The 19,229-nt window shown below is 38.3% G+C and carries 16 protein-coding genes and 7 pseudogenes; 7 read left to right on the top strand and 16 right to left on the bottom strand.

From position 1 onward, the window contains the following. Positions 1-4: 4 nt before the first annotated feature. The 5 genes from rsxD (at position 5) to ACPT8O_RS05430 (ending at position 4,660) form a co-directional block, all read left to right on the top strand. The gene (rsxD, locus tag ACPT8O_RS05450; protein ID WP_041175353.1) at positions 5-1,081 is read left to right on the top strand and encodes an electron transport complex subunit RsxD; all 1,077 of its coding nucleotides are present in this window, start codon (positions 5-7) and stop codon (positions 1,079-1,081) included. Beyond that, a complete protein-coding gene (gene rsxG, locus ACPT8O_RS05445) occupies positions 1,081-1,704 on the top strand; it encodes an electron transport complex subunit RsxG (protein ID WP_021035383.1) in 624 nt (207 codons plus the stop codon). The genes rsxD and rsxG overlap by 1 nt, the downstream gene beginning before the upstream one ends. Position 1,705: 1 nt before the next feature. Further along, a complete protein-coding gene (locus ACPT8O_RS05440) occupies positions 1,706-2,413 on the top strand; it encodes an electron transport complex subunit E (protein WP_021035384.1) in 708 nt (235 codons plus the stop codon). A gap of 179 nt (positions 2,414-2,592) precedes the next feature. Next, positions 2,593-3,228, top strand: a complete 636-nt coding sequence (nth, locus tag ACPT8O_RS05435; RefSeq protein ID WP_021035385.1) for an endonuclease III — start codon at positions 2,593-2,595, stop codon at positions 3,226-3,228. Between the two features lie 58 nt (positions 3,229-3,286). Continuing rightward, the gene (locus tag ACPT8O_RS05430) at positions 3,287-4,660 is read left to right on the top strand and encodes a sodium-dependent transporter (protein WP_041175354.1); all 1,374 of its coding nucleotides are present in this window, start codon (positions 3,287-3,289) and stop codon (positions 4,658-4,660) included. A gap of 383 nt (positions 4,661-5,043) precedes the next feature. On the opposite strand, the pseudogene ACPT8O_RS05425 reads toward ACPT8O_RS05430, so the two are convergent. From ACPT8O_RS05425 to ACPT8O_RS05365, 13 genes and pseudogenes are all read right to left on the bottom strand, one after another. Then, positions 5,044-6,057 (bottom strand): annotated as a pseudogene (locus ACPT8O_RS05425) (phage tail tape measure protein). A gap of 278 nt (positions 6,058-6,335) precedes the next feature. Beyond that, positions 6,336-6,731: a hypothetical protein gene (locus ACPT8O_RS05420; protein WP_227894314.1), complete on the bottom strand. Its 396-nt coding sequence runs from the start codon at positions 6,729-6,731 to the stop codon at positions 6,336-6,338. 91 nt (positions 6,732-6,822) lie between these two features. After that, a pseudogene (locus tag ACPT8O_RS05415) lies at positions 6,823-7,243 on the bottom strand (phage virion morphogenesis protein). Positions 7,244-7,326: 83 nt separating this feature from the next. Beyond that, positions 7,327-7,539 (bottom strand): annotated as a pseudogene (locus ACPT8O_RS05410) (TraR/DksA C4-type zinc finger protein); the annotation flags it as partial. Then, positions 7,536-7,799, bottom strand: a complete 264-nt coding sequence (lysC, locus tag ACPT8O_RS05405) for an Rz1-like lysis system protein LysC (protein ID WP_041175355.1) — start codon at positions 7,797-7,799, stop codon at positions 7,536-7,538. The pseudogene ACPT8O_RS05410 and the gene lysC, both read right to left, overlap by 4 nt. After that, positions 7,714-8,059, bottom strand: a pseudogene (locus ACPT8O_RS05400) (chemotaxis protein). Before ACPT8O_RS05400 ends, lysC begins: the two are co-directional and overlap by 86 nt. Continuing rightward, entirely contained in the window at positions 8,044-8,562 is a 519-nt protein-coding gene (locus ACPT8O_RS05395) for a lysozyme (protein WP_021035389.1), read from the bottom strand. The pseudogene ACPT8O_RS05400 and the gene ACPT8O_RS05395 overlap by 16 nt, the downstream one beginning before the upstream one ends. Continuing rightward, positions 8,555-8,776, bottom strand: coding sequence for a phage holin (locus ACPT8O_RS05390; RefSeq protein WP_005689816.1), 222 nt, complete (start codon positions 8,774-8,776; stop codon positions 8,555-8,557). Before ACPT8O_RS05390 ends, ACPT8O_RS05395 begins: the two co-directional genes overlap by 8 nt. A 1-nt stretch (position 8,777) precedes the next feature. Beyond that, complete coding sequence (locus ACPT8O_RS05385) at positions 8,778-8,987, bottom strand: tail protein X (protein WP_021035391.1); 210 nt, start codon at positions 8,985-8,987, stop codon at positions 8,778-8,780. Beyond that, positions 8,987-9,493 (bottom strand): head completion/stabilization protein, encoded by a 507-nt coding sequence (locus ACPT8O_RS05380; RefSeq protein WP_021035392.1) that lies wholly within the window; start codon positions 9,491-9,493, stop codon positions 8,987-8,989. Before ACPT8O_RS05380 ends, ACPT8O_RS05385 begins: the two co-directional genes overlap by 1 nt. A gap of 292 nt (positions 9,494-9,785) precedes the next feature. Further along, a pseudogene (locus ACPT8O_RS05375) lies at positions 9,786-9,923 on the bottom strand (phage terminase small subunit); the annotation flags it as partial. After that, positions 9,922-10,104, bottom strand: a pseudogene (locus tag ACPT8O_RS05370) (P2 family phage major capsid protein); the annotation flags it as partial. The pseudogenes ACPT8O_RS05370 and ACPT8O_RS05375, both read right to left, overlap by 2 nt. Positions 10,105-10,125: 21 nt before the next feature. After that, a complete protein-coding gene (locus ACPT8O_RS05365; RefSeq protein ID WP_021035395.1) occupies positions 10,126-10,932 on the bottom strand; it encodes a GPO family capsid scaffolding protein in 807 nt (268 codons plus the stop codon). Between the two features lie 168 nt (positions 10,933-11,100). On the opposite strand from ACPT8O_RS05365, the pseudogene ACPT8O_RS05360 reads away from it, so the two are divergent. Both ACPT8O_RS05360 and ACPT8O_RS05355 read left to right on the top strand, forming a co-directional pair. Continuing rightward, positions 11,101-12,882: pseudogene (locus ACPT8O_RS05360) on the top strand (terminase large subunit domain-containing protein). 9 nt (positions 12,883-12,891) lie between these two features. Further along, positions 12,892-13,902 (top strand): phage portal protein, encoded by a 1,011-nt coding sequence (locus tag ACPT8O_RS05355; protein ID WP_021035396.1) that lies wholly within the window; start codon positions 12,892-12,894, stop codon positions 13,900-13,902. Between the two features lie 649 nt (positions 13,903-14,551). Here the strand turns inward: ACPT8O_RS05355 and metE are convergent. The 3 genes from metE to lptF all read right to left on the bottom strand — a co-directional run bounded on the left by metE (position 14,552) and on the right by lptF (position 19,192). Beyond that, on the bottom strand, positions 14,552-16,822 hold the full coding sequence (metE, locus tag ACPT8O_RS05350; protein ID WP_021035397.1) for a 5-methyltetrahydropteroyltriglutamate--homocysteine S-methyltransferase: 2,271 nt from the start codon (positions 16,820-16,822) through the stop codon (positions 14,552-14,554). A gap of 193 nt (positions 16,823-17,015) precedes the next feature. Further along, the gene (lptG, locus tag ACPT8O_RS05345) at positions 17,016-18,092 is read right to left on the bottom strand and encodes an LPS export ABC transporter permease LptG (RefSeq protein ID WP_021035398.1); all 1,077 of its coding nucleotides are present in this window, start codon (positions 18,090-18,092) and stop codon (positions 17,016-17,018) included. Then, positions 18,089-19,192, bottom strand: a complete 1,104-nt coding sequence (gene lptF, locus ACPT8O_RS05340) for an LPS export ABC transporter permease LptF (protein ID WP_005664886.1) — start codon at positions 19,190-19,192, stop codon at positions 18,089-18,091. The genes lptG and lptF overlap by 4 nt, the downstream gene beginning before the upstream one ends. Between the last annotated feature and the right edge of the window lie 37 nt (positions 19,193-19,229).

Here is a 19,229-nt window from a genome sequence, read left to right as displayed (position 1 = left end):
AATAATGTTTAAAATGGTTAGCTCTCCACATACCCATTCGGGGAAACTCACAGCGCGTATTATGCTTTGGGTAATATTGGCAATGATGCCCGCTTTTTTCACGCAAATTTATTATTTTGGATTTGGCGTGGTAATTCAATCCGCATTAGCCATTGGCACGGCAATTATTGCGGAATTTATTGCAATAAAATTACGCGGCAAAAAGCCGCTCAATTATCTTTCAGATTTCAGCGTAGCCCTGACTGCATTAATTTTGGCAATGGCTATTCCACCTTATGCACCTTATTGGGTCATCATTATTGGAACACTCTGTGCAGTTTTATTAGGTAAACAAGTTTATGGGGGTTTAGGGCAAAATCCATTCAATCCTGCGATGATTGGCTATGTAATTCTTCTAATTTCATTCCCATTACCAATGACAACTTGGATGCCACCAATTAATTTATTACAGGAAACACCAACTTTTTCAGATGCCTTTTCATTAATATTTTCAGGCTTAACCACTGATGGGTTTACGCTTTCACAACTTACGCATAACATTGATGGTATTACCCAAGCCACCCCCTTAGATAGCGCAAAAATTTTCTATAAAAGTCACACTCAATTAAATGATTTTTATGAATTAATTAAACTACCGATTTTTATGGGTAATGGAACCGACTTTGCTCAAGGCTGGTGGCAAGTCAATGTGGCTTTCTTAGTGGGCGGAATTTTCCTTATTTTAAAACGCATCATTCACTGGCAAATTCCAGTGGCAATGATCGTAACCTTTTTCTGTTTAGCCACAGCCACCGCTTTCACTGGTTTCACGCATTTAAGTGCAATTAGCCAACTCGTGAGCGGTGCAATGATGTTTGGTGCATTTTTTATTGCCACAGATCCTGTCACAGCCTCCATTACACCACGAGGAAAAATTTTTTTTGGTGCATTAGTGGGATTATTTGTCTATCTCATTCGTTATCACGGAAATTATCCCGACGGCGTGGCATTTGCTATTTTATTAAGTAATATTTGCGTTCCACTTATCGATCATTACACACGTCCTCGCGTATCTGGTTATCCAATAAAAGGAAAAAAATAATGGGTACAGTAAAAATCACATCGCGTTACGGCATATTATTAGGCTTTATTGCCCTACTTTGCACAATAATTTCTGCAGGAATTTTCTTCCTAACAAAAGATAAAATTGATGCGGTAATCGCAGCACAACAGCGAGAATTACTTCTACAAGTTATTCCACAAGATTATTTCAACAATAATTTGCTAGAAAGTGCGGTTATTCCTCAAGATAAAAATTTGCTGGGCATTCAGAAAATTTATTTTGCGAAAAAAGATGGAAATGTTTCTGCCTATGCCTATGAAACCACCGCGCCCGATGGTTATTCTGGCGATATTCGCTTGCTTGTAGGATTAGATCCGAAAGGCGAAGTGTTAGGAGTACGAGTAATTGAACATCACGAAACACCAGGCTTAGGCGATAAAATTGAACGCCGAATTTCTAACTGGATTTTAGGTTTCACAAATCAATCGATTAATGAACATAATTTAAGCGAATGGGCAGTCAAAAAAGATGGCGGAAAATTTGATCAATTTTCTGGCGCAACCATTACACCTCGCGCAGTGGTTAATCAAACTAAACGCTCAGCATTAATCATGCTAAATAATCGAGCCTTGTTACAACAGCTTTCAACACAAGTGAAATAATATGACAGATTTAACTGAAAAAAATACCGCACTTGAAGAAGAAAAAATAGAAAGTGCGGTTGAAAATCAACAAAAATCCATCTGGAAAGATATTTTTACTCAAGGAATTTGGAAAAATAACCCTGCGGTTGTCCAACTTCTCGGGCTTTGTCCGCTTTTAGCGGTGTCTAGCACCGCCACCAACGCGCTTGGTTTGGGCTTAGCAACAATGCTTGTACTCACTTGCACAAATACGGTCATTTCCCTTTTCCGTCAATATATTCCTAAGGAAATCCGTATTCCAATCTACGTGATGATTATTGCGACAACAGTAACCGCGGTTCAACTTTTAATGAATGCTTACACTTATACGCTTTATCAATCACTGGGGATTTTTATTCCATTAATTGTGACTAACTGCATTATTATCGGTCGTGCAGAAGCATTCGCCTCAAAAAACAGCTTACTCCATTCGATCTGGGATGGATTTTCAATGGGATTAGGAATGGTACTTAGCTTAACAGTACTCGGTGCATTGCGTGAAATTATTGGGCAAGGCACGATTTTTGAGGGCATCGAAAATCTATTCGGCGAACAAGCAAAATTTTTAACGCACCATATTTACCATACAGACAGTAGCTTTTTACTTTTCATTCTGCCACCAGGCGCATTTATAGGCTTAGGCTTGCTCCTCGCCATAAAAAATCGAATTGATAATGTAAAAAAATAAGGCAACCAAATCTTGCTTCCCCTACTTACAGGGCGATGTCACAAAGTGACAAAAAGAGGTTCAAAAAAATCTTGCCTTCCCCTGCTTGCGGGGGAAGGTGCCACGAAGTGACGGAAGGGGGCTTGCAACCTTCTAAACAAATAATTTCAATAAATAAAATAGACTAATTTCTACAAAATATGAACAAAACAAAAAGAATCGAAATACTCACAAGATTACGGGAGCAAAATCCCCACCCAACCACAGAATTACAGTATAACTCGCCCTTTGAATTATTAATTGCGGTCATTCTATCGGCACAAGCAACGGATAAAGGCGTGAATAAAGCAACAGAGAAACTATTCCCCGTGGCAAACACGCCTCAAGCGATTTTAGACTTAGGATTAGACGGTTTAAAAAGCTATATTAAAACTATCGGGCTTTTTAATAGTAAAGCAGAAAATATTATCAAAACCTGCCGTGATTTAATCGAAAAGCACAACGGCGAAATCCCCGAAAATCGTGAAACCTTAGAAGCATTAGCAGGTGTTGGGCGAAAAACAGCCAATGTTGTACTAAATACAGCATTTGGTCACCCAACCATTGCCGTGGATACCCATATTTTCCGTGTTTGCAATCGTACTAATTTTGCAGCGGGTAAAGATGTGGTAAAAGTGGAAGAAAAACTGCTTAAAGTCGTACCTAATGAATTTAAAGTAGATGTTCATCATTGGCTGATTTTACACGGACGCTACACTTGTATTGCACGCAAACCACGTTGTGGATCTTGCATTATTGAAGATCTTTGTGAATATAAAGAAAAAGTTGAATTTTAATTTTGCGGTAAAACAGCCTAATTATTTACCGCACTTTTTATTAAAAATAGGATAAAAAATGACAACAAATAATAAACAGCGACAAACTTGGTCGAGCCGCCTAACTTATGTTATGACGGTCGCAGGTGCAACTGTCGGTTTCGGTGCAACTTGGCGTTTCCCTTATCTCGTGGGGGAAAATGGTGGCGGTGCCTACGTTCTACTTTTCTGCATCGCAATGATTGTAATCGGTATCCCAATGATTTTAGTTGAAAACGTGATAGGTCGCCGCTTACGTGTAAATTCTATTGATGCCTTCGGCGATAAAATTCTCGACAAAGGAAAAGGCATTTCTAAATATTGGAAAATATTAGGTTATATGGGCTTACTCGGTGCATTTGGCATTATGGCGTATTATATGGTGCTTGGTGGTTGGGTTATTTCTTATATCATCAGCCTAATTAACGGTACATTGGACATTTCAAGCCCCATCACAAAAGACATTGCCAAAAATTTCTACGATCTTCATATCGGCAACAGCCCTTATGAAATTATGTTCTACACATTCTTATTTGTTGTCGTGAATTACATTATCTTGGCAAAGGGTATCATTGGTGGGATTGAACGTTCGGTAAAATATTTAATGCCACTGCTATTTATCTTCTTAATTGGAATGGTTATTCGCAACGTAACATTATCGGGCGCAATGGAAGGCATTACATTCTATTTAAAACCTGATTTCAGCAAAATTACCCCACAATTATTTATCTTCGTTTTAGGTCAAGTATTCTTCGCATTAAGCCTTGGTTTTGGCGTATTAATTACCCTTTCCAGTTACCTCAATAAAGAAGAAAACTTAATCCACACCGCCGTAATCACAGGTTTTACCAACACAATTATTGCTGTACTTGCTGGCTTTATGATTTTCCCATCACTTTTCACTTTTGGGATTGAACCAAACGCAGGGCCAACTTTAGTATTCCAAAGTTTACCTATCGTATTTTCTCACTTATGGGCAGGTAAATTCTTTGCGATTATCTTCTTCGGCTTATTATTAATTGCCGCACTAACGACTTCCATCACAATTTATGAAGTAATCATCACGGCATTGCAAGAAAAACTCAGAATGCGTCGTGGTAAAGCCATTATTTTTACGCTTGGAGGGATCTTTCTATTAGGCAATATTCCAGCAATTTTAGGGGATAATCTATGGAAAAGCGTAACCATCTTCGGCAAAAGCATTTTTGATTTCTATGATTACGCCAGTGGAAATATTCTCTTTATGCTGACCGCACTTGGCTGTGCTATTTTCGTTGGTTTTGTATTAAAAGATGAAGCCAAAAAAGAACTTTCTTCAACAAAATATTCAACTTTTATCAAAATTTGGTTTAACTACGTGAAATTTGTTGTCCCCGTGATCATCTTAGTGATTTTTATTAGCAATCTGTTCTAAAAAAGAAAAAACCGAGTAAATGCTCGGTTTTATTTTTTAAAATTTCTACAAAATATTATTAGTTTTAAGCTAATTCCTTGTCTTTCTTTTATTAGCTTTTTTAACCGCACTTTATGCTTGTTTTAGCTTGGTTATTGATATAACAACATATAATCCAATGTAGGTTGGTCGTAAGCCCACGCATTTAACTATCCCTAGTGGACTGATAGCCAGTGCAATTAATTTTAGCGGAGAAAGTAATCCTCTTAATATTAGCCGCCCTGCAGATGATAAATGTCCTGAAAATTTAGGAAGAATTACGTTTAATTTGGATAAGCCTAAAAATAGCCGTGCGGCGGGGTAAAGTATAAAACTTAAAGCAAGGCTTAATGCACCTAATAGGCTTAAACTTCCCCAACTGCAGCTGCTGTTTTTGCTATAGTAGAGGTTAATTTAGGATGTTTATCAATCCACGTCTGGATTTTATCAAGCAAATAGCCAACTCCGTCCATTAAGCTAGTCATCGTATTTTTTAAACTGGCTCCTACAGAACTATTTACATTGAATAAACGATTTTTAAATAATTGCCATTTTGCTGATAAAGTAGTCATTCGGGTTTGAAATTCCCTAGCCATACTATTTTTAGCTTCTTCACTATTTGCCAGTTCAATTTGTCTGCGCCATTCTTCGGTATTGGCAACAAGCCCTGCTAATTGGGTATTATAATTTCCGCCTGCAATATCGCTAATTACGCCAGCCTATAAATGTTTAGGCAATTTTTTTATTTTTTCAACAATCATCATTAATGTGCCTTGAGCATCTTTTACCATTGCTTTTTGAATCGCTTTTGGATCTAAACCTAACGCTTTTAGTCCGTTATTAACGGGTTTTATTCTAGTGGCTTTACTTAGACGGTTGAACGTACTTTCGATTGCTTTGGCTGATGTACTGGCTTCGTTTCCTGCCGTTAATAAAGTTGAACCAAGTGCAGCAAGATTCTTTTCACTAATTTTGACTAAATTACCAATTCCTGATGTGTTATTTAGAAAATTAATAATATCTGTCCCCTTTGAAATGGCATTATCATCTAAATAGTTAATAGTATCGGCTAGCTCTTTGGCATCTTTGGTGGTTAATTTAAAGTTTTTCTGTACTTTACCAAATAACTCTACTAATTCATCGGGGTTTTCTGCATCAAATGCTGTCGCCATTTGGGTATTTAAGCGAATAAAATCTTCCAATTCATTTTCCTGAATATCCATTCTCGCTGCAGCAGTAACCATGTCACCAATTTGATTTGTGGTAAGAGGTAATTCAGTTGAAAGCTGTTTAATCTTATTTTTCCATTCATCGTATTTAGGAGTAAATTGCCCAAATTTGTCTTTTAGCCCTGGAACTTGGCGAGCGACCCCCGCCATAACATCTTCAAACGACATAAAATCTCGAATGGAATTGACAATTGGTGCAGTGATCGTTGTACCCGCAGCAGAGGCTTGAGCGCCAATAATTTGTGCTTTTCCACTAATACTTTTGAGAGTTTCAACTTGCCCACGATATTGATTATAAGCAGCCTGCTTAGCGTTGAGTTTCTTCAATGCGGCTTCTTGATTTTTAATTTGATCCGTTACGCTTTTGGTATTTTTCTGCAGTTCTCTTTGCTTTTGCGCGAGTTTTTCTGCAGAAATGCCTGATTTTGCTAATTCTTGGCGTGCTTGCTGTAATTTATTTGCTGCATCAATTTGTTCTTGCTTGAGTTTTTTACCGCACTTTTCGCTTTCTCTACTTCCTTTTGAAGTCCTGCAGTAGGATGTTGAGCATTCTTCATATATTGAGCATAAGACGCTGCTTTTTGTTTGGCTTGCTCTAATTCTTGATTTAGTGAATCTAATTTTGATTTCAATGGGTTGATAGCAGAAGCATATTGTTTCATTGCAGCTTGATGCTGTTTATTTTGCTGATTTAGTTGTCGCTGAATCGATTTGCTTTCTTTTAGTTTTGCCGATAGCTCATTAACGCTTTTAGATGCACTGCGAACTGGAGCAGAAATTTTATCAATGGCATTTAATAAAACGGTAAGTTGTAAATTATTCATTTTTATTCACTTTTCTATTAACAAGATTAATTATTTAGCTCAATAATCGAGCAAGCAAAAGGGGGAAATATGATTGCGATACTTTCATTATTTATTCTGTCTGTTGGCTTACTTGGGCTTGCAATTGATTTTGGTGTAATTGCACTTTGAAATCTTTATATTTAGATGGGCTAGCGCTTAAACCGTATTGATGCACTGTAGCAATGGCGGCACTTGAGCCATTAAAACCCACTGAAACTTCGTTACCATTTGACCGCACTTTTAAATGTCGGGCGGTGCGAAGTTTAGCGAACATGGCTTTGCGTTTGATTCGCCCTTTTTTTTCTAAATTCTTTACGTGGTTTTCTCGGTTCAAAGGCAGAACCATCGGGGTTTTGTTGGCGTGCAATTCGGTTCGATTGTCTTTTTCGTAAGGCTTGCCCGATTTTTCGCCCAAGTTGTCTACGTGCCTGCAGAGAAAGATTGGCAATAAGTGCGGTCAATTTTGCCTGAACTTCTTCTACTGTTGCCATTAGACTATATCCCCCTCAAAAATTGGCGAATCCCAGTTTTCCAAGTAGACTTTTACTCGGGGTGGTTCATCCCATACTGGTTCTTTTGCGTAATGAATTTGTACGTTATTACCCTCTTTTTTAGAAACCACGCAACGTGTTACGCCCTGAATCATTTGTCTGCGTTTTTCTGGGATGGGTGCATCGCAATCTTCACAATAAAGGCGACTTACTGCTTTAAAAGTGCGGTGTTTTTTCAGGGCGATTTCGCGTTGCATTTCTTCAAGCTGTTGTGCTCGGTCGAATTGATCTGTCATGGCTGTTCCTTTTTATTAAATTCATCCATGCATTTTTTTAAACTTGAGTTCTCGATAATGCACAAATCAAGGTGGTGCAGTGTCCGTAAATAGGCTTCGGCTAATTCGCCATTGGTGCGGATTTGTGGCGAATAGGCACTGCACTCTGTGGTTTGCGGACAAAGAATCGGCGACTTAATGATTTCCTGCTGAGTTGAGCAGGCGTTTAACATCATCAGGCAAAGGGCTATCAGCCCAATCTTGATTTGATTTAAGTACATTTTTTAAATCCTGTGTTTGTTGATTTTGCTTTGAGGTTGTTTACGGCTTGAATAAGTTGTGCTTGCTGTTCGGCAAAATTTTGAACACTATGATTTAACTCAATGTAAGCGTTTTGCCATTTCAGTTTTAGCTGTTCTTCTTTGAGCATTTCTTTTCGCCAATAATTAGCCTCAAATCCCAGAAACATAATCAAGAGTACAAGTAGTATTGGCCCGATAAGTAAAATGCTTCTTTCTTTGGCAGTTAAGAAATTAAACATAGGTTTTTCTCCTTTTGTCGGCGTTCGATTAAGCCTTTTAGCACTTTTCCTGCGGCATAAATCCAACGCTCAAACTGACCGCACATGGCTTTGCTGTAGCCTTGGCGTGCCATTTTAAAAAGTGAGCTATTTTTTAATTTGCCACATCCTACGTTAAAGGTAATGGACACTAAGGCATCAAATGCACCTTGTGGCATAGTTTGCCCGTTGGCGTATTGATTAACGCATTTTTCTGATTGTTTAATGCCTTTTACGTATAACTCTGCAATTTCTTGCAAGGTGTAAATTTTATTGCGGTCAATTTTTTCAACGGCATCGGTTATGCCTATGCCGACTGTTAAAACATCGGCAGGGCATTGATAGGGCTTTTTCATGCAACCTTCTGCATTGCCAATCAGTAACAAGCCTTTTTCTGATGTTCGAATTTCATTCCCATGAGTGGCAATCACAAGTCCAACAATGGCGGATATGGCGCAGATGTATTTAGCTGAACGTTTAATCATAATGATGGCTCCGTTGTTTCAGTTCTTTTTCTTTTAATTCAAAGTCTTTTTTCTTGTAATACCAATTCACAAGAAAGGTGGCGACACCAATCACAATACCTGTAATCGATGCGACATCAGCCCAATTTACATTTGAGAACATATCGGCAATGCGTCCAATTAAGAAAGCGAATATTCCTGATGTGTAAGACGCTCTTGATGGTGTGTCGTGCATATCAGCTCCAAAGTTGAATTGTGTCATTTGCTACACTGATTTTTTCTGTATCGGCTTCTGGCAAATTGACTACCGTACCAATGGGAATAATGGGCTTGTCCATTAAATGTGGATTGAGTTCGCAAGTTATTTCGAGCAAGCCTTCACTTCGTCCAAAATGGCGATAAAGGATGGCATCTAAATTGTCATTTTGTTGTGCGTAAACTTGCATTAGATTAACTCCGCATCGACGCGTTTTCGGCCCAATATGTCGCTAATCGCAAAGCGAGCATCACGGCGTAATTCATCAATGCTGTCTTTGAGTAGTGCCATTTTCTTTTCGCCATCGTTAGTGCTGTCGTAGCTTGCATAGCGTTCATAAAGGTTTGCCAGTGCCAAGCAACTTACCGCACGTTTATAACGATAAATCAGCACGCTTTCGCCATTGATTGATGGGGCAGTGATCTGTTCTAAACTGTCGTGTTTGCTTTGCGTTTTAAACGTGGAGAGTTCTGCATTGACGCTTGCCATGCCCTCAATCAAGGCTTCTTGTAAACGTTGTGTGGTAATGGTGCCGTCTGCACGGTATTGATTACGAAATTGAGCAAGTGACATATCGGGGAAGAAACCGTCATTACTGATAATGTCATCTAACGTATCGTAATCATTTAACTGTTGCTGTACTTCGCCCATTTCATAATCAGGGGCAAGTTTGACTGATATTGCGCCGTCGCTCATTGATTTACCCTTATAAAAAAAGTCGGGTGAGGATTAAATTAAGCACGGCTAATAAATCCGTCAGAATTTGACCGCACTTTTAATCCGCCCGACGGCTGCGTGGTTTGCTCGGTTTATATTCTTTCTTGCTTGTGCAAGAAAGAACCAAAGAACACACCCTGATTAAATCGCTTTTCTGCCCTTTGTTGTCATTTTCTTAACTGAAAATTTTTAACTCGCTACTCTCAAACAAGAAAAATTTTCCTAAAATGCCAAGTCGGTCAGGCGATTTAGACGGGGCATTAAAACAACATCAATATTCAGTTGTTGATAATTGTTTTTTTAGTTTCTTGATGTCGCCTTTCACACCAATTTTTTGATCTAAACCCAAAGCACGTTCTAAATATGCCAGTGCTTGTTCAGGGTGCTTTTCAACCAATAACAAGCCCAATTACTACATTGATGCGTTTCAAGAAATCAGAACTTTCAAGCACGGCATTTTCTAATTTTTGTTGGATAGTTGGCTCAACGGTAAATTGACCGCCATTTGCAACGAATGCCACATCTTCGCCGTTATCTGCTGCAACACCAGCTACATAAGTATTAAATTTTTGTTGGGTAAATTTATTCATTTGGTTTTTTCCTAAGATAAATTAAAAGAAGCGGCCGTCAGTTTCAGGTTGTTCACCGTAAACTAAAGGGCGAGGATTTTCGGGTTCAACCGGCTTTTTGAGTTCTGCAAAGGTTGCTTGGATTTCCGCATTACCTGCTTTCATTTCTTCGATTTCGGCTTGTTGTTTGGCTAAATCGTCAGAAAGTGCGGTTAATTTTTCCAAGGTTTCTTTGGTTTGCTCGGCTAAAAGCTCAATGGCTTGTGTTTGATCAGAAAAGCGTTCATCGTCTGATTTTTCTTTTTTCGCAAACAAGCCTTTGATTTTTTCAAAGATGCTTTGTGTTTCTTCCACAAATTCCAATTCAGTTTCAATAGCGGCAGTGAAAAGGTTATCTGTTTTTAGCTTGCGAGCATTTAAACCATTGTGTGAGAAACTTAACATTTCTGTGCCTAAGCTTGCTGGATTATCCGTAACGGCTAAACCGACCAAATAGGCTTTGCCCGTGTCGGCAAAATTGGGGTCGATTTCAACGGAGGTGTAAACTTTTTGCCCTTCTTTATTTAATGCAATAAGTGCATCAGTTGGCTGTAATTGAGCTAAAAGTTGTAATTTGCCGTCTTCACGTTCTTCTGCTTTCACGGCTAATACATCACCAAAGCAATGAGAATTTGCTAGTTCTGGCATGTATAAAGAGAATTTGATGTGGTCGAGATTGATACGTGCACCATAGGTGTTTTTTGGATCGTAACTTTCGGCCATTTCTTCAATCCAGTTGCGTTGAATTGTGCGGCCGTCAGTTGTTGCCCCTTCAGTTGCAACAATGACCCATTTAGATTTTTTTGCCATTGGTTATCCTTGCGATGGTTGGTTTGATTCAAAGATTGCCATTATTCTGAAAGGTTTAATTTTGGTGGTCTATGAGTTGCTTTTGTTGTATGCCGATTCACAGAGCAAGCGGAAAGACTAACATTCGCCCCCTTTCTATTATGCGGTTGTAAATAGAAAGGATTAGGAATGGACGAACAAGTTATTAATCAACCTTCCCCCGAAGTAACGGCGGAAATCAAACGTAAAGCACAGCAGATGTATTTCAGTGGCTATAAAATCGCTGAAATATCTCGTCAGCTTGATATTCCTGCATCAACGATTGCCAGTTGGAAAGACAGAGAAAAGTGGGACGATATTGCGCCTGTCGGTCGGGTGGAATTGGCACTTGAGACAAGATTAAATTTGCTGATTGCGAAAGAAGAAAAGAGCAGTTCAGATTACAAAGAAATTGATTTGCTTGGTCGCCAAATGGAACGGATGGCGAGTGTAAAAAAATATTCTTTTGGCGATGGCAACGAAGTAGATTTAAACCCGAAACTGGCGAACCGCAACAAGGGTGATCGCAAGAAAACCGAACCCAATGCCATTGATCAGGAACAAGAGGAATTGCTGATTAATGGCTTTCTTGATGGGATGTTTAATTATCAGCGAATTTGGCACAAGGCGAAAGAACATCGAATCAGAAATATTTTAAAAAGCCGACAAATCGGTGCGACTTACTATTTTGCCCATGAAGCCTTTATTGACGCCTTGACGACGGGACACAATCAAATCTTTTTGTCTGCCAGTAAAAAACAAGCCTTACAGTTTCGATCGTACATTGTGAATTACGCCAAGCAGACGGCAGATGTAGATTTAAAAGGCGAAACCATCAAAATGCCAAATGGGGCAGAATTGATTTTCCTTGGGACGAACTCCGCTACAGCTCAATCCTACCACGGCAATTTATATTTTGATGAAGTGTTTTGAGTGCCTAAATTTGATGTGATGCGAAAAGTGGCATCAGGTATGGCGGCGCAAAAAATGTATCGCCAAACCTATTTTTCAACGCCGACCACGATTGCACATCCTGCTTATGCGTTTTTCTCTGGAAAAGCATTTAATAAAAATCGGGCTAAGGCGGATAAAGTTGAAATTGACATTTCGCACGAGAATTTAAAAAGCGGAAAACTTTGTGCCGACCGTCAATGGAAGCAGATTGTGAGTATTTATGATGCAATGGAAGGTGGGTGCAATCTATTCAACATTGATGACCTAATCGCAGAAAACAGCAAAGAAGAATTTGAACAGTTGTTTTTGTGTCAATTTGCCGATGATAATAGTTCTGCTTTCAAGTTTTCCGATTTGCAACTCTGCCAGGTGGATAGCTTGGAAGAATGGCACGATTACAAGCCATTTTATCAACGCCCATTCGGCAATCGTGAAGTGTGGTTAGGTTATGACCCTGCTTTTACTGGCGACCGTGCAGCCTTAGTGATTGTTGTACCGCCGAAAGTGGAAGGGGGCGATTATCGCGTTTTACATAAACAAACTTTTCACGGTATGGATTACGAAACACAAGCAAGCCGCATTAAGCAGTTTTGTGATGATTACAATGTGACTCGTATCGTGATTGATAAAACGGGGATGGGGTCGGGCGTTTATCAGGAAGTGAGAAAATTTTATCCAATGGCGCAAGGCCTAGAGTATAACGCCGATCTAAAAAATGAAATGGTATTAAAAACACAAAACTTAATTCAAAAACGTCGCCTGAAATTTGATAGTGGAGACAATGACATCGTGAGTAGTTTTATGACGGTGAAAAAACGCATTACTGGCACAGGGAAAATTACTTATGTTTCGGATCGTTCGGAAGATGCAAGCCATGGCGATTTATCATGGGCGATTATGAACTGCATTTTAAATGTGCCTTATGGTTTCGGCGGCGATGTATCAAGCAACAAATCAACAATATTTACTTTTGAATAGGATAATCCAATGAGCAAAAACACAAAAAAATCCACCGCACTTTCTACTGGAAATCAAGCACAGGCGTTCAGCTTTGGAGAGCCTATTCCAGTGATTGACCGTGCAGAAATACTGAATTATTTCGAAAGCGTGGTGATGTATGAAAAATATTACAATCCGCCAATTAATTTAAGTTACTTGGCTAAAGCCTTAAATGCCTCAGCCCATCATAACAGTGCGATCACTGTGAAGAAAAACATTTTACTTTCGACGTGTAAAACCACCGCACTTTTACCTCGTACCCAATTAGAAAAACTGGTGCAAGATTACTTGGTCTTTGGCAATGCTTATATTGAGAAAACTGTAAATTCGTTTGGTAAGGTTGTCTCGTTAAAATCCCCTCTTGCTAAATATATGCGTGTCGGTGTTGAAACAGGCGTGTTTTATCAGATTGTGAATGGATTTGATGAATATGAATTTAAAAAAGGTGCTGTCTTTAACTTGATTAATCCCGATGTGAATCAAAAGATTTATGGCGTGCCAGAATATTTGGCAGCGTTACAATCTGCTTTTTTAAATGAAAGTGCCACATTGTTCCGCCGTAAATATTATTTGAACGGTGCGCATGCTGGGTCAATCATTTATATGACTGACCCAACACAGAACCAAGACGATATTGAAGCAATCAAAACGCAAATCAGACAAACAAAAGGCACTGGCAACTTTAAAAATTTATTTGTGTATATTCCAAATGGAAAGAAAGATGGAATGCAAGTTATTCCTCTGTCTGATGCTATTGCTAAAGATGATTTCCTAAACATTAAGAACGCAAGCCGTGATGATGTGTTAGCTGCGCACCGTGTGCCACCGCAATTAATGGGCATTGTGCCTAATAATACAGGCGGTTTTGGTGATGTAGAAAAAGCAACGCGAGTATTCTTTATCAATGAGATAATCCCATTGCAAGAACGATTGAAAGAGATTAATAGTTGGGTGGGGGAAGAAGTGATCACATTCTCCGATTACAAATTGCTAAATTAGATCCTTTCAAAAATAAACAGCCCGCAGAAATGCGGGTTTTTTATTGCTAAAAGAGCTATTTTTGTCCTGTATAGTATTAGCACTGCCTCAGTGTATTATATCAAATCAATCAATATGACAAATCTTAAATCCTTATTTCAGCCCGATTTTTCGCCCAATTGTACGCATAAAAAATCGCAGTCAAACCTCGCCACGCTCGCACACTAAAGATGTCGATTTCAACGCAATTTTAGATCTTTTCCTAACCCTTTTCAGATCTACCGCCATTCAGATCTTTATTATCAAATTCTTTAACGCAAAATTACTCAAGTAAATGCAAGTTTTGATGATACAATCGCCGTCCCTAAAAGACAAAATATCATCTGAATTAGCGTCTTGTTTTTATGGTAGTAAGCGTAGTAGTAAAGCTTATTGACTTGTAAAATATCTTTATTAAAAACAAGTTGATATATATCTAGATCAGTTTCCCCCAGCTCCACCAAAAACTAAAATCATACATCACTATAAGACATTAAAAAGCCTTGATTTTACTAAAATCAAGGCTTTTTTATTATATTCAACGTTTATTTATCTATAAGAAAAACCGAATCCCATAGAGATTCGGCTTTAATTATATTGTGTTTGAAAATTATACTTTCTGTATTATGACTTACGCTAATTCCGCACGTAATTTTTTGGTTACATCCACCATCACTTTTAATTGATCGATGGTTTCTGTCCAACCACGTGTTTTTAAACCGCAGTCTGGGTTTACCCATAAGCGTTCTTTTGGAATGACATTTAATGCTTTGCGTAATAAATGTTCCACTTCCGTTGCTGTTGGTACACGTGGGCTGTGAATATCATACACACCTGGACCGATGTCATTCGGGTAGTTAAATTTCACGAAGGCATCTAATAATTCCATATCTGAACGTGAAGTTTCGATGGTAATCACATCCGCATCTAATGCAGCAATCGCTGGTAAGATGTCGTTAAATTCGGAATAACACATATGAGTGTGAATTTGCGTATCATCTTGCACGCCCATTGAGCTTAAGCGGAACGCTTGGCCAGCCCATTGCAAATACGCATCCCAATCTGCACGTTTAAGTGGTAAACCTTCACGAATTGCTGGCTCATCGATTTGAATGACTTTAATGCCTGCTGCTTCTAAATCTAACACTTCATCAGATAACGCTACGCCGATTTGTTTACATACGGTTGAACGTGGAATATCGTTACGCACAAATGACCATTGTAAAATAGTTACAGGACCAGTAAGCATTCCTTTCATTACACGGTTTGTGAGGCTTTGTGCATATTGTGACCAGCGTACTGTCATTGGCTCAGGGCGGGTAACATCACCGTAAATTACTGGTGGTTTTACACAACGTGAACCGTAGCTTTGTACCCAACCAAATTTAGTGAAGGCAAAACCATCTAATAATTCCCCAAAGTATTCCACCATGTCGTTACGTTCTGCTTCGCCGTGAACTAACACATCTAAATCTAATTCTTCTTGGCGACGCACTACATATTCGATCTCTTTTTTCATTGCCGCTTCGTAATCTGCAAGGGATAATTCACCTTTTTTAAAGCTCGCACGGGCGTGACGAATTTCAGTCGTTTGCGGGAATGAACCAATGTTTGTGGTTGGTAGAAGCGGTAAATTTAACCATGCATTTTGCTTAACAATACGTTCTGCAAATGGCGATTTACGTTGATCCGCACCTTTTGGCAAGTTTGCTAATCGTTCTGCCACTTCAGGGCGATGAATTTCTTTTGATGTTGCGCGTGCATCTGTTGCCGCTTGGCTTGCATCTAATGCCGCTTGTACAGACGCTCTACCATGATTTAAGGCTTGTTTTAATACATTTAATTCTTCTACTTTTTGTAGCGTGAAAGATAACCAGCTATAAAGTGCGGTATTTTTTTCTTTTAATTGTACTTCCACTTCTAAATCAAATGGGGTGTGCAATAGTGAACAGCTTGGTGCAATCCATAAACGCTCGCCTAATTTTGCTTTTAATGGCTCTAATACATCTAACACTTTGTTTAAGTTTACACGCCAGATATTACGGCCTTCAATCACGCCAGCTGATAATACTTTGCTGTAATCTTCAAATGCTGCAAGTTGTTCTGGTGCACGAACTAAATCTAAATGCAAGCCCGCAACAGGTAAAGCTTTTAATAACTCAGCGTGTTCTGCGACGGAACCAAAATAAGTAGCTAATAATAATTTCGCGTTCACTTTGCTTAATTCAGCGTAAACAGATTTATAGGCTTCAACCCATTCTGCTGGTAAATCTAATGCTAATGCAGGTTCATCAATTTGAATCCACTCTGCCCCTTCAGCCACTAATGCGTTTAAGATTTCAACATAAACAGGCACTAATTGATTTAATAAATCGAAACGGTTAAATGTTTCGCCTTTTTCTTTACCTAACCATAAGAATGTTAATGGACCAACAATCACTGGTTTGAAGTTTAAGCCTAACGCTTTTGCTTCACGGATTTGATTTACATAATGTGCTGGATTAGCTTTGAATTGTGTATTTTTATGAAATTCAGGCACGAGATAGTGATAGTTTGTATCAAACCATTTGGTCATTTCAATTGCAAATTGATCTTTGTTACCACGTGCAAGTTGGAAATATTGATCAAGGGTTAAATTTTGGCTATCAAAACCAAAACGAGCAGGAATTGCCCCTGTTGCCACTTGTAAATCTAAAATATGATCGTAGAACGTGAAATCGCCCACTGCAACGAAATCTGCATTCGCCGCAGCTTGATGTTTCCAGTTTTTTTCACGCAATGCTTTCGCTAAATCTAATAAATCTTGTTCAGATAATTCTTTACGCCAATAACGTTCTTGTGCAAATTTTAATTCACGTTTTGCCCCTACACGAGGAAAGCCTAAGATGTGTGCTGTTGTCATAATAACTCCCACTTTAAAGTAATTTTCTTAATCATTTAGACGGCTAAACGTCTATACCAATATAGAATGCTTGATCTTTATTTATTATGCAAACTTATTATTTTCAGGATTTGCATTAAATAAATTCATAATTAAACATTCCCCTATTTATTAAATAACAATGAATCAATTCAACTAATTTATCCCCTTAAAGCTAATCTCGCTTATGACTTAACAACCACCAAATCATCACAATGAAAAGCAAACTCGGGATCAATGCGCCAAAAATAGCAGAAATACCGTAAACTACGCTCATTTGTCCTAAAATTTCATTAACAACATAAAATAAGAATCCTACACAAATCCCAGTAACTATCCTTGCGCCTGCTGTCACGCTGCGTAGCGATCCAAAGATAAAAGATAAGGCTAATAACATCATTATGCCAACGGATATAGGCTGGAAAATTTTACGCCAAAACGTGAGTTCAAAACGACTCACATCTTGCCCTGTTTCACGCAGAAATGAAATGTAATGATATAAACCAGAGATAGATAATGATGTCGGGCGCAAAGAAACCGCACCTAATTTATCTGGCGTTAAACTAGTTTCCCAAGTTTCTAATAAATGATTCGTTGTAATGATTTCATCTTTTGTAATCGTTGAATGATTAACTTGATGCAATGTCCATTTAGCTTCATCTTCAGAATAACTCGCTTGGTTTGAATGTTTTAATTCTGTTAAATTATGCTGTTGATCAAAGGTATAAATATAAATATCGTCTAATTTTGCATCATCCGTTACCCGCCTAACAAATACAAAATTATTACCATCTTTCGCCCACACGCCATTTTTTATTGAAAGTATAGAACCACCAGAAAGAGCCTTAGCGCGCATATCTCGTGCAAATTGTTCTGTTTGTGGAATTCCCCACTCCCCAATAATCATTGTAAATACTACTAATGGTAATGCAGTTTTCATCACGGCCATTCCAATTTTAAAGCGAGAAAATCCTGCTGATTGCATAACAACAAGTTCGCTTCTGCTAGCAAGATTACCTAGTGCAATTAATGCACCAAGCAATGCTGCCATAGGAAAGAAAGTTTCAATATCTTTAGGCATAGTTAAACCAGTAAAAATTACCGCTTGCCAAATATCATAAGTGCCTTTACCTACACTACGAAATTGTTCGACAAATTTAATAATCGCCGATAACCCCACTAAAGTCATTAAAGTAGCAAAAATCGCGCCAAGAATACTTTTTCCAATATAACGATCAAGGGTATTTATCATTTTGCCGATCCTTTCTGACTAAATAAATAGCGAAATTTATACATTATTTTACTGTCCCAGCTATTCAACACCACCGCAAGTAAGAAAAATCCGATATTAACAAGCGGCATTAAGAGTTCAGCCTCTAATTTTCCCGCTGCACCTGCAGATTTAAAAGAGCTTTGTAACAAGAAATAAATTAAATAGAGTAAAAGTGCGGGTAAAATTTTGGCAAATCTACCTTGTCGAGGATTTACGCGACTTAATGGTACAGCAATCAATGCCATTAATGGCACTGCCAAAATTAAGGTAATACGCCAATGCAATTCAGCTTTCGCAGAAGAAGAATCTAAATCGATAAGTTGAGATAATGTTAATTCTGCTGCTTCATCATTGGTATTTTCTGCTGCTTGATAACCTAAATAGGCGCGATATTCATCAAAATGTGTAATGCGAAAATCTGGCAAAACAGAGGTTCCTTCAACCCTTTTTGTATTTTTCAAATTTAATACTTGATCACCATTTGGTAACGCAATTAATTCCCCTTTTTCAGCCGTTACCACTGAAGGTTTTGTTTGTTTTTGAGGTGTCATTTGAAATAAATAAACATTGCGGATTTGGTTATCTTTAATCTTATCAATAAATAACACAACGTTATTGTTGTTGGTAGAAATAAACTGACCTGAAGACAGCACGCCAACGGTTGGATTAGCCTTTGCATCTTCCACTATATTCACTTGTTTTTGAATTGCCCAAGGCGAAAGCCATAATGCGTTATAAGCGGCAATACCTGCTGTTAATAAAGACATAATCAATGCCACTTTAACCAAAATCCGTTGCCCTACACCACATGCGCGCATCACTGTGATTTCACTTTCAGCGTAAAGACGACCAAAAGTCAGTAAAATTGCAATAAATAAACATAGTGGCAACATCAACTGAGCCATTGTCGGCATTCCTAAGCCTAATAAAGAGAAAACCAAATCAGCTGGCACATTCCCATTTGCCGCCGCACCTAATACACGTACAAACTGCTGACTAAAAAAAATTAATAGCAAAATTAGTAAAATTGCGATTTGGCTTTTGAAAACTTCTTTTATTAAATATCGAATTAAAATCATCTTATTTCGTTTGTTTTTCTAAATCTAAAACGGAGGA

This window comes from Haemophilus sp. HN_Hi08, from assembly GCF_049824455.1.
GTDB lineage: Bacteria > Pseudomonadota > Gammaproteobacteria > Enterobacterales > Pasteurellaceae > Haemophilus > Haemophilus influenzae_D.
The sequence above is the reverse complement of the archived record's forward strand: the minus strand, read 5'-3'. Positions and strand labels throughout refer to the sequence as shown.

Excerpts from the sequence above, each read along its gene's own strand:
- rsxD (WP_041175353.1), top strand. The coding sequence starts at position 5 with ATGTTTAAAATGGTTAGCTCTCCACATACCCATTCGGGGAAACTCACA.
- rsxG (WP_021035383.1), top strand. The coding sequence starts at position 1,081 with ATGGGTACAGTAAAAATCACATCGCGTTACGGCATATTATTAGGCTTT.
- ACPT8O_RS05440 (WP_021035384.1), top strand. The coding sequence starts at position 1,706 with ATGACAGATTTAACTGAAAAAAATACCGCACTTGAAGAAGAAAAAATA.
- nth (WP_021035385.1), top strand. The coding sequence starts at position 2,593 with ATGAACAAAACAAAAAGAATCGAAATACTCACAAGATTACGGGAGCAA.
- ACPT8O_RS05430 (WP_041175354.1), top strand. The coding sequence starts at position 3,287 with ATGACAACAAATAATAAACAGCGACAAACTTGGTCGAGCCGCCTAACT.
- ACPT8O_RS05420 (WP_227894314.1), bottom strand. The coding sequence starts at position 6,731 with ATGAATAATTTACAACTTACCGTTTTATTAAATGCCATTGATAAAATT.
- lysC (WP_041175355.1), bottom strand. The coding sequence starts at position 7,799 with ATGTACTTAAATCAAATCAAGATTGGGCTGATAGCCCTTTGCCTGATG.
- ACPT8O_RS05395 (WP_021035389.1), bottom strand. The coding sequence starts at position 8,562 with ATGATTAAACGTTCAGCTAAATACATCTGCGCCATATCCGCCATTGTT.
- ACPT8O_RS05390 (WP_005689816.1), bottom strand. The coding sequence starts at position 8,776 with ATGCACGACACACCATCAAGAGCGTCTTACACATCAGGAATATTCGCT.
- ACPT8O_RS05385 (WP_021035391.1), bottom strand. The coding sequence starts at position 8,987 with ATGCAAGTTTACGCACAACAAAATGACAATTTAGATGCCATCCTTTAT.
- ACPT8O_RS05380 (WP_021035392.1), bottom strand. The coding sequence starts at position 9,493 with ATGAGCGACGGCGCAATATCAGTCAAACTTGCCCCTGATTATGAAATG.
- ACPT8O_RS05365 (WP_021035395.1), bottom strand. The coding sequence starts at position 10,932 with ATGGCAAAAAAATCTAAATGGGTCATTGTTGCAACTGAAGGGGCAACA.
- ACPT8O_RS05355 (WP_021035396.1), top strand. The coding sequence starts at position 12,892 with ATGAGCAAAAACACAAAAAAATCCACCGCACTTTCTACTGGAAATCAA.
- metE (WP_021035397.1), bottom strand. The coding sequence starts at position 16,822 with ATGACAACAGCACACATCTTAGGCTTTCCTCGTGTAGGGGCAAAACGT.
- lptG (WP_021035398.1), bottom strand. The coding sequence starts at position 18,092 with ATGATAAATACCCTTGATCGTTATATTGGAAAAAGTATTCTTGGCGCG.
- lptF (WP_005664886.1), bottom strand. The coding sequence starts at position 19,192 with ATGATTTTAATTCGATATTTAATAAAAGAAGTTTTCAAAAGCCAAATC.